The sequence below is a fragment of the Pseudomonas germanica genome (assembly GCF_019614655.1).
Lineage (GTDB): Bacteria > Pseudomonadota > Gammaproteobacteria > Pseudomonadales > Pseudomonadaceae > Aquipseudomonas > Aquipseudomonas neuropathica.
In genome coordinates this window covers 6,307,883-6,324,002 of the sequence record NZ_CP071586.1, presented here as the reverse complement: position 1 = coordinate 6,324,002, position 16,120 = coordinate 6,307,883, and the positions used below count along the sequence as shown (strand labels likewise).

Annotated in this window: 12 protein-coding genes, 1 tRNA gene and 1 pseudogene; 3 read left to right on the top strand and 11 right to left on the bottom strand. The window is 59.0% G+C overall.

Going from position 1 to position 16,120, the window contains the following annotated elements:
* Nucleotides 1–12 precede the first annotated feature (12 nt).
* The 10 genes and pseudogenes from J0G10_RS28130 to rpsU form a co-directional block, all read right to left on the bottom strand.
* Nucleotides 13–1,695 (bottom strand): flavin monoamine oxidase family protein, encoded by a 1,683-nt coding sequence (locus J0G10_RS28130; protein WP_095050305.1) that lies wholly within the window; start codon nt 1,693–1,695, stop codon nt 13–15.
* 223 nt (nt 1,696–1,918) lie between these two features.
* The gene (locus tag J0G10_RS28125) at nt 1,919–2,380 is read right to left on the bottom strand and encodes an Lrp/AsnC family transcriptional regulator (RefSeq protein WP_095050336.1); all 462 of its coding nucleotides are present in this window, start codon (nt 2,378–2,380) and stop codon (nt 1,919–1,921) included.
* 147 nt (nt 2,381–2,527) lie between these two features.
* Complete coding sequence (gene ptaA / locus J0G10_RS28120; RefSeq protein WP_095050306.1) at nt 2,528–3,622, bottom strand: pyoverdine biosynthesis transaminase PtaA; 1,095 nt, start codon at nt 3,620–3,622, stop codon at nt 2,528–2,530.
* 188 nt (nt 3,623–3,810) lie between these two features.
* Complete coding sequence (locus tag J0G10_RS28115) at nt 3,811–4,035, bottom strand: hypothetical protein (RefSeq protein ID WP_176471330.1); 225 nt, start codon at nt 4,033–4,035, stop codon at nt 3,811–3,813.
* A pseudogene (locus tag J0G10_RS28110) lies at nt 4,028–4,541 on the bottom strand (PAAR domain-containing protein). Before J0G10_RS28110 ends, J0G10_RS28115 begins: the two are co-directional and overlap by 8 nt.
* Nucleotides 4,542–4,822: 281 nt before the next feature.
* Nucleotides 4,823–4,899, bottom strand: a tRNA-Ile gene (locus tag J0G10_RS28105).
* A gap of 15 nt (nt 4,900–4,914) precedes the next feature.
* A complete protein-coding gene (locus tag J0G10_RS28100; protein WP_095050307.1) occupies nt 4,915–8,661 on the bottom strand; it encodes a bifunctional diguanylate cyclase/phosphodiesterase in 3,747 nt (1,248 codons plus the stop codon).
* Between the two features lie 126 nt (nt 8,662–8,787).
* Nucleotides 8,788–10,632 carry an RNA polymerase sigma factor RpoD gene (gene rpoD / locus J0G10_RS28095; protein ID WP_093441990.1) on the bottom strand — a complete coding sequence of 615 codons (1,845 nt, stop codon included), beginning with the start codon at nt 10,630–10,632 and terminating at the stop codon, nt 8,788–8,790.
* Between the two features lie 67 nt (nt 10,633–10,699).
* Nucleotides 10,700–12,664 carry a DNA primase gene (dnaG, locus tag J0G10_RS28090; RefSeq protein WP_093441982.1) on the bottom strand — a complete coding sequence of 655 codons (1,965 nt, stop codon included), beginning with the start codon at nt 12,662–12,664 and terminating at the stop codon, nt 10,700–10,702.
* Nucleotides 12,665–13,149: 485 nt separating this feature from the next.
* Nucleotides 13,150–13,365, bottom strand: a complete 216-nt coding sequence (rpsU, locus tag J0G10_RS28085; protein ID WP_002551877.1) for a 30S ribosomal protein S21 — start codon at nt 13,363–13,365, stop codon at nt 13,150–13,152.
* 199 nt (nt 13,366–13,564) lie between these two features.
* On the opposite strand from rpsU, the gene tsaD reads away from it, so the two are divergent.
* Nucleotides 13,565–14,590 carry a tRNA (adenosine(37)-N6)-threonylcarbamoyltransferase complex transferase subunit TsaD gene (gene tsaD / locus J0G10_RS28080; RefSeq protein WP_093441977.1) on the top strand — a complete coding sequence of 342 codons (1,026 nt, stop codon included), beginning with the start codon at nt 13,565–13,567 and terminating at the stop codon, nt 14,588–14,590.
* Nucleotides 14,591–14,613: 23 nt separating this feature from the next.
* Here the strand turns inward: tsaD and plsY are convergent, their stop codons facing one another.
* Entirely contained in the window at nt 14,614–15,183 is a 570-nt protein-coding gene (plsY, locus tag J0G10_RS28075; RefSeq protein ID WP_095050308.1) for a glycerol-3-phosphate 1-O-acyltransferase PlsY, read from the bottom strand.
* A 74-nt stretch (nt 15,184–15,257) separates the two neighbouring features.
* On the opposite strand from plsY, the gene folB reads away from it, so the two are divergent.
* Nucleotides 15,258–15,614: a dihydroneopterin aldolase gene (gene folB, locus J0G10_RS28070; protein ID WP_064390789.1), complete on the top strand. Its 357-nt coding sequence runs from the start codon at nt 15,258–15,260 to the stop codon at nt 15,612–15,614.
* Nucleotides 15,605–16,120 carry a 2-amino-4-hydroxy-6-hydroxymethyldihydropteridine diphosphokinase gene (gene folK / locus J0G10_RS28065; RefSeq protein WP_095050309.1) on the top strand — a complete coding sequence of 172 codons (516 nt, stop codon included), beginning with the start codon at nt 15,605–15,607 and terminating at the stop codon, nt 16,118–16,120. The genes folB and folK overlap by 10 nt, the downstream gene beginning before the upstream one ends.

Below are 16,120 nucleotides of genomic sequence, written 5' to 3'. Positions count from 1 at the left end.
CAGGGATTCCTCTTACTCGGGCAGGGCGATAGGGCCGATGTCTTTGAACACATCACCCGGGCCCGGGTTCGCTTTATGTGTCGAACCGCCGAAATGCTTCATGATCCCCCACACCGCGTTGAGCGACGTCTGCACCGCGCCTTCAACCCATGCCGGTGTCCACGAAACGTCGTCGCCAGCGATGAAGATCCCGCGCTGCTCGGCGGGCATCTCGTCCTGCATGAAGTGCGCGTACATGCGCTGGTTGTAGCGATAGTGGCCGGGCAGGGCGCCCTTGAACGCACCGAGAAAGTAAGGGTCGGCTTCCCACGACACGGTGATCGGATCGCCGATGATGCGCGCGGCGATGTCGACTTTCGGGTAGATCTTTTTCAGCGCGTTCAACGCCAGCTCAACGCGTTTTTCCACCGGGTGCGGAAGCATCTTCAAGGCGTCGCTCATCCACGAGTACGACAGGCAGATCACCCCCGGTTTGTCGTCGCCGTTGTCGAACAGATAAGTGCCGCGGGTCAGGCGATCGGTGAGGGTCATGCTCATCAGGTCGCGGCCGGTTTCCGGGTCTTTGTCTTTCCAGAATGGCCGGTCGACCATCACGAAAGTCTTCGACGATTGCATATAGCGGGTGCGGTCGAGGGCCATCCACATCTTCTGCGAGAACAGGGTTTCGTCGCATTCGATCTGGGTGGTCAGCAGCCAGCTCTGGCAAGTGGTCAGCACTGCGGCGTATTCGCGAGTGTCGCCATTATTGTCGGTGACCGCGAAACGGCCATCGGCCGCGTGAGCGATTTTCTTCACCCCCGAGCGTGGCGCACCACGGTGCAGGGATTTCAGGCTGGTGCCTTCCGGCCAGTGCACGCAACGCTCCGGCACATGCCGCCAGATGCCTTGTGGGACTTGCTCGACGCCACCGACCACCAGGTGCTGGTGATCGTCGCAGTTGGTCATCACCACGCGGAAGATTTCCAGCATCGAGTTGGGGAAGTCGGAATCCCAGCCGCCGGTGCCGAAACCGACCTGCCCGAACACTTCGCGGTGATGGAACGACAGTTTGGCGAAGGCTTCGGAGGTGGCGACGAAGTCGTAGAACGTTCGGTCGTCCCACAACGGCACCAGGGTATTCCAAAGTTCTTTCAGGCGCGGCACATCGCGATCGCGGATGGCTTGCTGGATATCGGCGAACTGCGAGCCGGCTTCCAGTGCGTCCGCCCAGGCGTCAGCCACTTCCTGAAACAGTGCAGGAAGATCCGCCAGCTTTTGTGCGTAATGGGTTTTGCCTTCCAGGTCGATCACGGTGCTGCCGGAGGCCGGCGTCAGCGGGTTCGGGAAAGGTTTGGTTTCCAGGCCGAGCTTGTCGACGTAGTGATAGAACGCGGTGGAGGACACCGGAAAACGCATGCCACCCAGTTCCGCGACGATGCCGTCAGTGCCGTTGAACGCTTGCGAGCGCAGACGCCCGCCGAGCTTCGAAGCCTCGTAGACCACCGGTTTCAGGCCGAGCTTCATCAGCTCGTAAGCCGCTACCAGGCCGGCGATGCCAGCGCCGACGATCGCCACTTCAGCGCCATGATGATGTTCAGGAATAGTGCCGAGACCGGCCGGGTGCTCGATCCAGTCGTCGAACGCGAACGGAAAGTCCGGGCCGAAAATGGTGACTGGTTTCTTACCGTCTGCAGGATGGCGATTGTTCTTGTTCATGGCTGACCTTGCTGGCGACCCGACGCAGGATGCGCGTCTGAGTATAGGAAAAGATGCCAGCCATTCTAGGGAGCGTAGAACACGTTAATAAGACGCAAAATGTCGTCGTTTTGCCAATTAACATATCAATATGACGATCAGAGACTGCACATCGACCAACGTGTAGAAGCGAGCCTGCTCGCGAAGAGGCCCTCTGATCCAGCCGAGAAGCCCGATCAAAACCTCAAACTGGCTGCCCCCGATCAATCTTGCTACTCAGAATGATCGACGTCGTCGTCTTCTCCACCCCGTCCACACTGCCAATCTGATCCAACAACTGATCCAGTTGCTCCGGCGAATCGGTGCGCAACCACGCCACATAATCAAACTCGCCACTCACGGCACACAGCTGCTGCACCTGCGCCATCGCACTCAACCGGCGCAACACCTCTTTGCCTGAGCGCGGCTGCACCTTGATCCCGACATACGCCTGCAACCCGCCATCGACCACTCGCTGGCCGAGACGCACGCCATAACCGGTGATCACTTTGGCTTTTTCCAGCCGCGCCAGACGCGACGTCACAGTGGTGCGCGCGATGTCCAATTGCCGCGCGAGCATGGCTACGCTTTCACGGGCATTGATCTGCAGGGCGGCGATCAGCTGACGGTCGATTTCATCAAGCACGGGCGGGCGGATGTCTGGCAAGGGGGCGGCTCCATTGGCGCGAATCGGTGGCTTGCGCATGTTACAGGCTCAATAGAGCGGACGCTTGCAGGCGATGATCGGGTTTTCATCTGCGTGCCGACGATATTGAACTGCTGAAAACTGACCGTTACTTCACGCCCGTGTTGCTTAGGCCATAACCTCGGCAAACGCCTCCCGGAACCGGTGCATGTCATCGTCCGTGCCGACACTCACCCGAACCCAGGTCGGCCATTCTTTCCAGACGCGACCGACATGCACGCGACGCTCGGCCAAAGCCTTGACTATGTCACTCGCCGGGCGTCTGACGTCTATCATGAAGCAGTTGGCTTGGGACGCCGTGCAGCGAAAACCGCGCGTATTCAGCCACGCGACGGTTTCCTCGCGCAGGCGCGTATTGTTGTGTTTCCTTTGGCTCAACAACGACGCGTCTTCAAGGCTGGCGATTGCTCCCAGCAGGGACGATGCGGCTGGGACGTTGTAGTTGCCGAACACCTCCAGTTGTTCCAGCAACACCGGATTGCCCACCGCGATACCGAGCCTTGCGCCGGCCATGCCGTAAATTTTCGAAAAGGTACGCAGCACCAGCAGGTCGGGGTGTTCCTTGACCAGGGGAATGCACGTCGTGGCCTGCGAGAAATCAATGTAGGCCTCATCGACCAACAGAATCGAGCCTTTGGGTTTGTCCTTCAGGGCACGTTCGATATCGCTGCGAGCCGTGAGAGTGCCAGTCGGATTGTTCGGGTTGCAGATATAGATCAAACCGGGCCGAGGGTCGGCAACCAGCATGCGCGGCAGGTCGTGGGCATGCTCGGCGTTCAGGGGAATCTCGTGGACAGTGACTTTCCTGCCACGAGCCGCCTGGGCGGGATCTTCGTAGGAGGGGGCGGCGACTACCAGACTGCCCTGCTGGGTGAAGGCATGCACGGCATGCTGCAAGGCCTGTTTGGAGCCGCAATACGTCTGGACGAAATCCTCGGGAATGCCTTGCTGGCGGGCAAACAGTGCATTGAGTCGGTACTGGATCTTGTAGGGATAACGTCCCGACAGGGCGATACCTTCCTGCATCGCGTGCCGGGCTGCCGCTGAGGGTCCCCAAGGACTTTCGTTGAAGTTGATCAGCACGTCATCGGAAGTTGCTGCTGTCGAGGCGGTTTCAATGTGAGCCTGTGCCCAGGGGTTGTGGGCCAGTAACGGCAGCGTCGCAGCAAATCCAACGAATGAGCGTCGAGTGACATCAACCATGAAAACTCCCTTTTCGGATCATCAGATGCGCCACGGCTGTGGGGCCTGGATACTGAAGTAACGAACTGGTTAATGGTTGATTTACAGGAGGGTGATCTCATGAGTAGAAAAGCACACGCAAAAAAACCGCCCATCACGGGCGGTTCAGCATGTGCAGCGAGCATCGGTTTTTCTCTGCGCGCAGACCGCTACAAGCGTTCTGCCAGCGAATTTGTAGAGTCCAGATGCGGTTCGTCGCGCAGCAACTTGAGGCTCTTGCCGTCCTTGCTGATGTTCGGCGTAGCGCTGCAGTGACGCATCGCCGAGCAAAGTACTTCCCGGTCCTGCGGGTCGAGTTTGGGTTCCAGGACGCTGACAGGGTTCATCTGACCCTCTGGTTTCATGCCACCTTGGGATACGGACGGTTCAGTCATTGCTTTCACCCTGCACAAGGTCCATATGAAGGGTTTGCGGCGATTTATCCTTGACCCAACGGGTCATACCCTCGGCATCCGTGGTGTCGAAGAAGCTGGTGCCGGAGGAGGACCAGACCTTGACCTTGCGGCCAGCCATGGGCTTGCCGGTTTCCTGGTTGATCAATTGAAAGCGCCCGGAGAATGGCGCGGGTAGAGACGGGATCGGGATGAAGGGCGCGGGAGTGTGCGTGTCGCCGATGATGATCGTGCTCGCGCCCTGAATGACCGGTGCACCGTGGTCGGTGACGCATGCCAAGCATGGCGGCGGGTTGGCCGTTGATGAAAACGGTGGAGGATACTCCTGAAGCAATGTGGCCTCCGCAAGCGGTGGCGTCGTTCAGTCGTGCGGCCTGCAGGCCTTCGAACATTACATCGGGGGAACCCGAAACGATCGGGTTGGTTGCATGTCCGGGCAATGGACAGGCGGTCGGATCTGTAACGCGTGCAGCAGGTTTACCACTCATTTTGCGAATCCTTGCAAAAGGGCGATAGCGGCGCAACGCTCGGCAGGCCTCAAGTCCGGGTGCTGCTGGTGAGCCAGTACCAAGTGTCGCGAAGCAACTGCCGGTGCCGCGCGCTGGTTAAAGGCCTTGACGGTGGGAGTGCGAAAGGTGATGTGTCTGTTGCAGCATCAGTGCACACGAGTGGACAGATTATGGACGGAACAAGCTATTCCGCGATTTGAGGAGCCGCATTTTTTCGCTTCAGATACGCAAAAGCCGCGCATTTGCGCGGCTTTCAGGTTTGGTGGGCCCACACGGACTTGAACCGTGGACCAAAGGATTATGAGTCCTCTGCTCTAACCAACTGAGCTATAGGCCCTCAGTAGGTCGCGGATTATAGCGACGGTTTCTCGGCTGTGCTATCCGAATAATCCGATACGGTTACACGAAGAAACGTCGCGGCGAACTCTTCTGGTGGTAACGGCAGGCTGACGATGTAGCCCTGGATCTGTTCACAGCCTTCGGCGGCGAGAAATTGTTGTTGTGCCTGGGTTTCCACACCTTCGGCGATAACCGTGAATTGCATGCTCCGGCCCAGCGCAATGATGGCCCGGACAATGGCCGCATCATGGGGATCGTCGGGCAGTCCGCGGACAAACGACTGGTCGATTTTGAGGATGTCCAGCGGCAGCCGTTTGAGGTAGCTGAGCGAAGAATATCCGGTGCCGAAGTCATCAATCGCCAATTGAACGCCGAGGTGTTTGAGTTGGTGTAACACCGCCAACGCCTCTTCAGCCTGACTCATGATGAAATTCTCGGTAATTTCCAGTTGCAGTAAATCCGGCTGCAGGCGGTTGTCGTTGAGTAGCTGTTCGATGCGTCCGAGCAGATTTGGCTGACGCAGTTGCGCACCGGCGAGGTTCACCGACAGCGGGCCGAGGCTGTCGTAGACCTGCCCCCATTCGAACATTTGCCGGCACGCCGTCTCGAGCACCCAGTCACCAATCTGCAGGATCATGCCGTTCTCTTCGGCCAGCGGAATGAAGTGCTCTGGCGGCACGTCGCCGAAGGTCGGGTGACGCCAGCGGATCAGCGCCTCGGCACCGACCAGGCGATGATCGTCGAGGCTGATTTTCGGTTGGTAGTAGAGGAACAGTTCATCACGTTCAATGGCCCGACGCAGTTCATGCTCCAGCGCGATGCGCTCGCTGGCCTGGGCAGTGAGGTCGCGGGTGTAGCTCTCGACGCGGTTGCGGCCCTTGGCCTTGGAGCGGTACATCGCCGCGTCGGCGTTTTTCACCAAGGTGGCGACATCGCAGCCGTCCCGTGGGTAGAGGCTGGTGCCAATGCTGGCGCTGATGAAGAACTCATGCTCGCCGGCCTGGAATGGCGCACCGAAGCAGTTGAGCAGTTTGGTGGCGATGTTATCGGCGTCGCTGGCCTGTTGCAGGCCGGGTAGCAGAATGATGAATTCGTCACCGCCCAGACGCGCCACGGTATCGATGTCTCGCAATTGCTCCTTCAGGCGCACGGCGATGCCCTTGAGCAGCAGATCGCCGACCGGGTGGCCGAGGCTGTCATTGATGTGTTTGAAGCGGTCGAGATCGAGAAACAGCACGGCGCCCTGACTGCCGTTTTCCTGCTGGCTGTTCAGTGCCATCAGCAAGCGGTTTTCGAACAGCGTGCGGTTCGGCAGGCCGGTAAGCGGGTCGTGATGCGCCTGATAGTCGAGTTTGGCTTGTGCATGTTTGAGGCTGGAGATGTCGGCAAACACGGCAACAAAGTGGGTAATGAACTTGTCGCGATTGCGCACAGCACTGATGGTCAGCCAGCTGGGGTACAGCTCGCCGTTCTTGCGTCGGTTGGAGATCTCGCCTTGCCAGTGACCTTCGTCGGTCAACTGGTGCCACATTGCCGCGTAGAATGCGCTGTCGTGCAGACCGGATGCGAGCAGGCGCGGGGTATGCCCGAGCGCTTCGCTTTCGCTGTAGCCGGTGATTTCGGTGAAAGCGCGATTGACCGCACTGATGTGTTGTTGGGTGTCGGTGATCAATACGCCTTCAGCGGTACTTTCGAACACGGTGGCGGCCTGCTGCAGTTTTTCCTGCATCAGATGCCGCTCGGTAATGTCGCGGGCGATGGTCAGCATGCAGTCATCTTCGCCAATCGGCAGCGGACGGCTGGATACTTCACAGAGGCGGATCTGCCCGTCACTGCGGCGGATATGGCAGGTGAAGTCACGGACGAAGCCGTCGCGATGCAACAGATCGAGCATCTGTTTGCGTTCGTTGAGGTTGACCCAGATTCCCAGATCCAGTGCCGAGCGATCCACCGACATGGCGCTATTGAAACCGGTGATACGGCTGAATCCTTCGTTGACCTCCAGCAGCAGGCCGTCGCTCTGGCGTGACAATAACAAACCGTCCGGCGAGGCGTGGAAGGCTTTGGCGAACTTCTCTTCGGAGGTTTGCAGTTGCTGTTGGGTTTCCTTGAGCTGGGTGATGTCGCGCACTACGACAACCAGCGCGGGGGTGGTATCGAGGTCGAACGGCTCGGCGGAAATCAGGCCAGTGAACAACTGGCCATTGTTGCGGCGAAACGGCATCTCCAGATTGCGAATGCTGCCCGCCTGCAAGCGCTGCAGCAATCCGGGACCGACGCCGGGTATCCCCCAGATATTCAGGTCAGTTGCGGTTTGCCCCAGCACTTCTTCGGCTTTCAAGCCGATTTGTTCTTCAAACGCTTCGTTGACCTCCAGCAGGCAGCCATCGGACAGCCGTGCAATCACTAGAATGTCCGGGCACTGCTGGAAGACCGAAGCGAACTTTTGTTCCGAAAGCCGCAGCGCTTCTTCAGTGCGCTTGATTTCGCTGATGTCGATCATCAAACCGCGCATCACCGGCTCGTGGCCATGTTCGATCAGGCTGACGATGTCGCGTACCCACAAACAGCGGCCATCAGCGGTGATAACGCGGTAATCGACGATGTGATCGCGACCCTGGCGAAGCGCTTCTTTGCAGTAATTCTGCGTACGGGTCAGGTCGGCCGGGTGAATAATGTTGTGCCAGAACCCGGGAATCAGCCAGTGCGATTGTGGATAGCCAAGCAAGTCTTCGGCGTGGGGCGACACATAGCTGTAGGTGAAGTCGCTCATCCGCGCTTCCCAGGCGATGGCCGACAGGCTCTCGACCAGGCCACGATAGTGGTATTCGCTGCTGCGCAGTTCCTGTTCGAGGTCGATACGTCGGGCGATTTCCGAACTCAGGCGGCGGTTGATGCGGATCACCACGGCGAGAATCGTCACCAACAGCAACAGACCTGGTAAACCGTAGATCAGCAGATCCGACCAGAATGTCCGATGATCAAGGACGTTGCCGACCCAGTGCTCCTGAATGCTGCTGATTTCATCAGAGCTCATGTCAGCAAGGACTTTGTCGAGAATTCCCACCAGTATCTTGTTGTCACGGGGGACGGCCATTGCCAGTTGGTAGCGATATGGGGTTTCGCCGCTGACGTACAGACCGTCGAGCTTGAGCTGGCGCAGGCTCCAGACGCTGGAGGCGAGGTCGCCGACGACGGCGTCCACTTCGTCGGTCGCCAACGCTTGTAATGCCGAACTGACATTGGGCATGGCCACCAGATTCAGATCGGGGTGGTGGGTGCGCAGCAGTTCGTGGGGCGCGTAGTTTTCCACCACGGCGATCTTCAAGCCGTACAGGTCGTCAAGTTTGCGCGGTTGTGCACCGCCGATGTGCGAGAGGATGACGATAGGGAAGTCGAGATAAGGGCGGGTAAACGACAGGTAAGTCTGGCGCTCCGGTGTGGACATGATGCCGGGCAGGAGGTCGATCTTGCCTGATTTGACCTGTTCGAGCACCACCGTCCAGCTCACCGGTTCGATGGGCGTCAATTTGATTGCCAGGCGTTGGCGAATCACGTCGATATAGTCGGCAGCCAGGCCCTGATAGCGGCTCTGGTCGTCGCGAAACTCAAAGGGCGGCCACGACGCATCGACACCCAGGCGCAAGTCCGGGTGAGCCGCCAGCCAGCTACGTTCTTCATCGGTCAGAGTCAGCGCGTCAGCCGTTGCGGTCCAGATCATCAGTGACAGCAAAAAAAGCACGGACGCCAATCTGGGCATAACGCTCTCGTTATGGCTCGGGGATGATTGTTTCGAGTGTAGACGGGGTATGCGGGGGAGGGGCGTTGCGAAGGATTTAATCTGCCATATAAACAAAACCCCCGGCCTGGGCCGGGGGTTCTGGTATCACTCGTCGAGGAAGGAGCGCAGATGCTCGCTTCGCGTCGGGTGGCGTAGCTTGCGCAGCGCCTTGGCTTCGATCTGACGGATCCGCTCACGCGTTACGTCAAACTGTTTGCCCACTTCTTCGAGTGTGTGGTCGGTGTTCATGTCGATACCGAAACGCATGCGCAGTACTTTGGCTTCACGGGCAGTGAGGCCGGACAGCACTTCGCGAGTCGCTTCTTTTAGGCTCTCAACAGTGGCGACATCGATTGGCGACTGCATGGTCGAGTCTTCGATGAAGTCACCCAGATGGGAGTCTTCGTCATCACCGATCGGGGTTTCCATGGAGATCGGCTCTTTAGCGATCTTCAATACCTTGCGGATCTTGTCCTCAGGCATTTCCATGCGTTCGCCCAGCTCTTCCGGGGTCGGTTCGCGACCCATTTCCTGCAACATCTGCCGGGAAATGCGGTTGAGCTTGTTGATCGTCTCGATCATGTGCACCGGAATACGGATGGTGCGGGCCTGGTCGGCGATCGAGCGAGTGATCGCCTGACGGATCCACCAGGTGGCATAAGTCGAGAACTTGTAACCACGACGGTATTCGAACTTGTCTACCGCTTTCATCAGACCGATGTTGCCTTCCTGGATCAGATCGAGGAATTGCAGGCCACGGTTGGTGTACTTCTTGGCGATCGAGATCACCAGACGCAGGTTGGCTTCAACCATCTCTTTCTTCGCGCGGCGGGCCTTGGCCTCACCGATCGACATGCGACGGTTGATATCCTTGATTTCTGCGATGGTCAGACCGGTTTCGGTTTCCAGCGCGATCAGTTTCTGCTGGCAACGAATGATGTCCGGTTGCACGCGACCAATGGCTTCGGCGTATTTGCTCTTGCCTTTGGCCAGGGCGTCGGACCAGCTTTCGTCGACTTCGTTGCTCGGGAACTGACGCAGGAAATCGGCGCGTGGCATACGTGCATCACGTACGCACAGTTGCATGATCGCGCGCTCTTGCTGACGCAGACGATCCAGGGCACTGCGGACACGCTCGACCAGGCCTTCGAATTGCTTCGGCACCAGTTTGATCGGCATGAACAGCTCGGCCAGTGCGAGCAACTCGGCAATCGCTGCCTTGTTGTTGCGACCGTGCTTTTTCAGGGCCTTGCGGGTGATTTCCATCTGGTCAGCCACGGCGCCGAAACGCTGGGCAGCGATGACCGGATCCGGACCGCTTTCGGCTTCTTCTTCGTCATCGGAAGATTCGGCTTCATCGTCGTCGGTGTCGTCGTCGGCTTTCGCCACTTTAGCTTCGACAGGCGGCGGCACTTCGGCAGGCGGCGCAATGCCGTCGTCCGGGTCGATATAACCGCTCAGAACGTCGGACAGGCGACCACCTTCGGTGGTGACGCGGGTGTACTCGGAGAGAATGTGGTCAACCGTGCCAGGGAAGTGCGCGATTGCGCTCATCACTTCACGGATGCCCTCTTCGATACGCTTGGCGATTTCGATTTCGCCTTCACGAGTCAGAAGCTCGACCGTACCCATTTCACGCATGTACATGCGCACAGGGTCAGTGGTGCGACCGATATCGGTCTCCACCGCTGCCAACGCGGCGGCTGCTTCTTCCGCAGCGGCCTCGTCGGTATCGGCGTCGGCCAACATAAGGGCGTCCGCATCCGGAGCACTCTCGTGTACGGGGATCCCCATGTCGTTAATCATGCGGATGATGTCTTCCACCTGCTCAGGATCTGAAATATCCTCGGGCAGGTGGTCGTTGACCTCGGCGTAAGTCAGATACTTCTGCTCACGACCCAGTTTGATCAACTCAATAATACGAGACTGCTGTTGCGCTTTTCCGGACATAACACCCTATCCACTGAAGGTCTTGGCGGGCAAAAAACAAGCCGAGGATTATACCTGAGCTATGACCTCACGCGCCAGTTGAGGTCGGGTTTGATGCGGAAACATTGCGACTTAGTAGGTCGCGCAGTTGGTTTTTCTCTTCAACGCTCAGTTCGCTTTGACGCGCTTTCCTGAGCAACTGTTCCAGATTTCGCTCGCGTTGGCGGGCTGACAAGCTAGTAATGGTGTCGAAAAACTGTTGTTCAAGGTTATCGCCGTCAATCAGCCACTCCTTTTCTGCCAAAGCCTTGAGCAAGCGTCCCTGTTCAGTGCCGTGCCATCGCGCGATCAACTGAAATGAGTTTAGCTTGGGATTCTTCTGTACAGCTTCGAGCAGGGCCACAAGTAACTGGGCGTTGGTCTGATTCTCGTCCGCAATGTGCCCGGCATCTTCGACGCGCTTGGCCAATTGCGGGTGATGAAGCAGTGTGCGCAGGGCGGTCAGGGTTGGCGACTCGACGCCAATCGGTGTGCGCGGGCGCTGCTGATCGCGATCACCGCCACGTTTGCCGTTCTTGTCCCAGGGCTTTTTGTCCCACTTCTTGCCACCAGCACCGGGCTTCTTGGGCGTCCACTCCTGCTGCGGCACATACATGTCCTGTGCCTGCGGCTGATGGTAGTCGCTGTAGTCAGGCATTGCGTCGTAATCGATGCCCGGATCGTAGGCAGGAGGCGCTTCCTGCGGTGCGCTTTGTGCCAGCTGACTGACGGTTTCGCTGCTCAGGCCGGTGATTTCGGTCAGGCGCTGACGCATCAGAATACGCAGGTTGGCGCCCGGCACTTTGTCGATCAGTGGTGCGGCGAGGGTGGCCATGTGGGCCTTGCCTTCGAGCGAGCGCGGATCGGCTTCTTCGGTCAATTGCTGGAAGAAATAATCCGCCAGTGGCTGAGCATGCTGATTGATCCGGGCCTTGAAGGCGTCAGTGCCTTCGGCGCGCACCAAGGTATCCGGGTCTTCGCCTTCGGGCAGAAACAAAAAGCGCGCCCGGCGGCCGTCTTGCAGGCTTGAAAGCGTTGCTTCCAGGGCGCGCCACGCGGCGTTGCGGCCGGCCTGGTCGCCGTCGAAACAGAACAACACGTTCGGTACGACGCGGAACAGGCGCTTCAAATGTTCTTCGCTGGTCGCGGTGCCCAGCGTCGCGACGGCATTCTTCAGCCCCTGCTGTGCGAGGGCGATGACGTCCATGTAGCCTTCGACGACGATGATTTCGTCGAGGTTGCGGTTGTTCTTGCGTGCTTCATAGAGGCCGTAGAGTTCCTGGCCTTTATGGAATACCGGGGTTTCCGGTGAGTTCAGGTATTTCGGCTTGTCGTCGCCGAGTACGCGGCCACCGAAAGCGATGATCCGCCCGCGGGTGTCGCGAATCGGGAACATTACGCGATCGCGGAAGCGGTCATAGCGTTTGCCGGTTTCGGCGTTCTCGATCAGCAGGCCAGCGTCGATCATGGCCTTCTGCTGCAATGTATCGCTGCTCAAGTGCTTGAACAGATTGTCCCAGCCCGGCGGCGCGAAACCGAGGCCGAAATCCCGGGCGATCTCGCCAGTCAGGCCGCGTCCCTTGAGGTAATCCACTGCAGCTTTGCGTGCCGGATGGCTCTTGAGCGCCTGCCGGTAAAAGTCGGCGGCGGCGGTGAGCAGCGGATACAGCGGCGAATCGGTCGGCTGCCGTGGCTTGCGCTCGCGGCCGCTTTCTTCGCGGGGGATTTCCATACCGGCGGCTTTGGCCAGATCTTCGACAGCCTGGGGGAAATCCAGGTTGTCGTGATCCATGAGAAAGCCGAGGGCATTGCCGCCGGCGCCGCAGCCGAAACAGTAATAGAACTGCTTGTCGGGGCTGACGCTGAAAGACGGGGTTTTCTCTTTGTGAAACGGGCAACAGGCGGTGTAGTTCTTGCCGGCCTTCTTCAATTGCACGCGCGAACTGACCACGTCGACGATGTCGGTGCGGTTCAGCAGGTCGTCAATGAAGCTCTGGGGAATCAGCCCGGCCATGGCGTTCTCGTCGTCTGCGCTGTAATAAGTCCGATGCGAAAGGCTGCCGGACGCGGGTCATTGCTTGAAGCACGCAAAATATGCGGCTCGACCGGTGTCGTCTGCGTAATCGCTGTCGGGAAGTGTATCTGCCGAAAATCCACTGACGTTAGTACTCATCAGTCGTCGACTATTTGAAAGTGTTGCGCTGAATCCGCTGACGGCCGGTTCAGGGCCTCGGATCGCTCAATAAAGCGGGCACGCATGCAGGTGCCTTGGGCTGATCGTCGTAAGAGGAATCAGTGGGTGTGCTCGTCAGTAGCCTTGAAAGGCTCGTCAGAAAAGACGTGCACCGCTGGCAAAAGAGCCAGGTCTGACGCGTGAAGCAGATTTGTCTCGGTCGCGTGTGCGGCTTCGACGGTGAAGCATCAAGCGTTTTACGCAAATGCCATTAGCCCGGCTGAGAGCCGGGCTTAGGCAAGAAGCTTGCTACGAACGTCTGTGTATTAGTACAGACGAACGGCGCGGCGCTGTTCGCGCTGAACTTTCTTGGCGTGACGCTTAACAGCGGCTGCTGCTTTGCGCTTACGCTCAGAAGTTGGCTTCTCGTAAAATTCGCGGCTACGAACTTCAGCCAGTACACCGGCTTTTTCGCAGGAGCGCTTGAAACGACGCAGAGCTACGTCGAAGGGTTCGTTCTCTTTAACTTTGACGGCTGGCATCCAGAGCTACCTTCATTCATTACCGGGGTCAACATCCTCGCGGCAAAAGAGCACTTGAAGACGTCGGTTTTTAAGGGTTGCGGATGTTAACCCCTCATCGCTCGGAATGCAAAGCCTCTGATCGAAAACCGCTGGTCGGGGCATCACGCGGCGACTATTATGCGCGCCTTCGAATTCAGCCTAAACAAGGCGCAAACCCATGCTAGTACTGGGATTAGAAACCTCCTGCGACGAAACCGGCGTCGCATTATATGACAGCGAACGCGGCCTGCTGGCCGACGCACTGTTCAGCCAGATCGACCTGCACCGCGCTTATGGCGGTGTGGTACCGGAGCTGGCCTCGCGTGACCACGTCAAGCGCATGCTGCCCTTGATTCGTCAGGTGTTGGCAGAAGCCGACTGCGTGCCGACCGAGATCGACGCGATCGCCTACACCGCGGGTCCTGGCCTGGTTGGCGCGTTGCTGGTCGGCGCTTCCTGCGCTCAGGCGCTGGCGTTTGCCTGGGGCATTCCTGCGCTCGGCGTGCACCACATGGAAGGCCACTTGCTGGCGCCGATGCTGGAGCCGAAACCGCCCGAATTCCCGTTCGTCGCTTTGTTGGTCTCCGGCGGTCATACGCAACTGGTTCAGGTCGATGGCATCGGCCAATACAGTCTGCTCGGCGAGACGCTGGATGATGCCGCTGGTGAGGCATTCGACAAAACCGCGAAGATGATGGGTCTCAATTATCCGGGGGGGCCGGAAATCGCCAAACTGGCCGAGAAGGGCGTCGCAGGACGTTTTACCTTCCCGCGTCCGATGTGTGATCGCCCGGGTCTGCAATTCAGCTTCAGTGGTCTGAAAACCTCTGCGCTCAACGCCTGGCAGCAGTGCGTCAACGCCGGGGACGACAGCGAGCAAGCCCGTTGCGACATCGCGCTGGCGTTCCAGCAGGCCGTGGTGGAGACTTTGACCATCAAGTGCAAGCGTGCCCTGAAGCAGGCCGGTATGAAGCGTCTGGTGATTGCGGGCGGCGTCAGCGCCAATAAGGCGTTACGTGTTTCGCTGGAAAAGATGCTCGGCGACATGAAGGGCGATGTGTTTTATGCGCGCCCGGAGTTCTGTACCGACAATGGCGCGATGATCGCGTTTGCCGGTTGCCAGCGTTTGCAGGCCGGTCAGCAGGAAAGTCTGGCAATCAGCGTGCAGGCGCGCTGGCCGATGGAGCAATTGTCGGCGTTGTGATGAGTGGCGCTCATGGCCGGTATTTAAAAATGCCGTTCGCGCCCGGCAAACAGGTCGCGTAGATTGCCGCGGTGGCGCCAGACGATCAGCAGTGTCAGCGCGCTCATCGGCAGCAGCGCTTCCGGTTCCTGCCAGGCCAGCAAAGGCAAGGTCAGGGGCGTAGCGATAAGGGCCGCCAGCGAGCTGGTGCGGGTCAGGTAGAACGTCAGCAGCCAGGCGCAGATGGCCAGCAGCGCGGCGGGCGGATACAGGCCCAGCAACATGCCGGCGGCGGTGGCAACACCTTTGCCGCCACGGAAGCGGAAATACAGCGGGAACAGGTGACCGATCACGGCGCACACGCCGATCCACGCCTGATCCTGCAGCGAAAGGCCGGCAGTCGAAGCGATCAGCACCGGCACCAGGCCTTTGCACAGGTCACCCAGCAAGGTCAGGATCGCCAGTTTGCGACCGGCCAGGCGCAGCATGTTGGTGGCACCGGCATTACCCGAGCCACTCATTCGCGGATCCGGGTTTCCGGTCAGGCGGCTGAGCAAAATGGCGAAGGACAGCGAGCCGAGCAGGTAGGCGAGAGTCGCCAGTAACCAAAACATGCTAACTATTCCGGGCGAGGACGCCCTGATTCTAACGGCGCATTGCGCCCTTGTCGTGCAGCGGAGAGAAGTGCTTGGACAGAGTGTTTATCGAAGGCCTGGAAGTCGACACCGTGATTGGTGCCTACGACTGGGAGCGCGGCATCCGCCAGTGCCTGCGGCTTGATCTGAGCTTCGCCTGGGATAATCGCCCGGCCGCGGCCGGTGATGACCTGACCCTGGCGCTCGACTACGCCAGCGTGTCCACGCGAATTCAGGCGTTTGCCGAGCAAGCGCAGTTTCAACTGGTCGAGACCTTTGCCGAACGTCTGGTTGAAGTGCTGATGAGCGAATTCAAGATCACTTGGGTACGCCTGAAGCTGACCAAGCCCGGCGCCGTTCCGGCTGCCAAGGGCGGCGTGGGTGTGGAGATCGAGCGCGGATGTCGCTGACTCAGGTCTACCTCGGGCTCGGTAGCAATATCGAGCGCGAAACCCATTTGCGCGCAGGGCTTGAAGCGTTGGCGACGTTTCTGGTGGATATCCGCTGTTCGGCGGTGTTCGAGAGCCAACCGGTGGGGATCAAAAGCGGGCCGTTCTTCAACTTCGTGGTGTCGGCGTATACCGATCTGCCGTTGATGGAGCTGGACCGACGCTTGAAATTCATTGAGGCGGATAACGGACGTTACGCGCCGGATCGCAAGGGCTTGCCGCTGGATATCGACGTGCTGTTGTATGGTGATCTGGCGGGGAATTTCGACGGACTGGTTCTACCGCGCGCGGAGATTCTGAAGAATGCTTTTGTGCTGTGGCCGCTGTCGCTGATTGCGCCGGATCGCGTGCATCCGGGTGTGGGAAAGAGCTTCGCGACTTTGTGGGCTGAAGCGCAGATTGATCAGGTGCTGGCGCCAGTGCCGTTCGAATGGCGGGGTGAGCAGTTAACCCCGCCGAATCTTTAA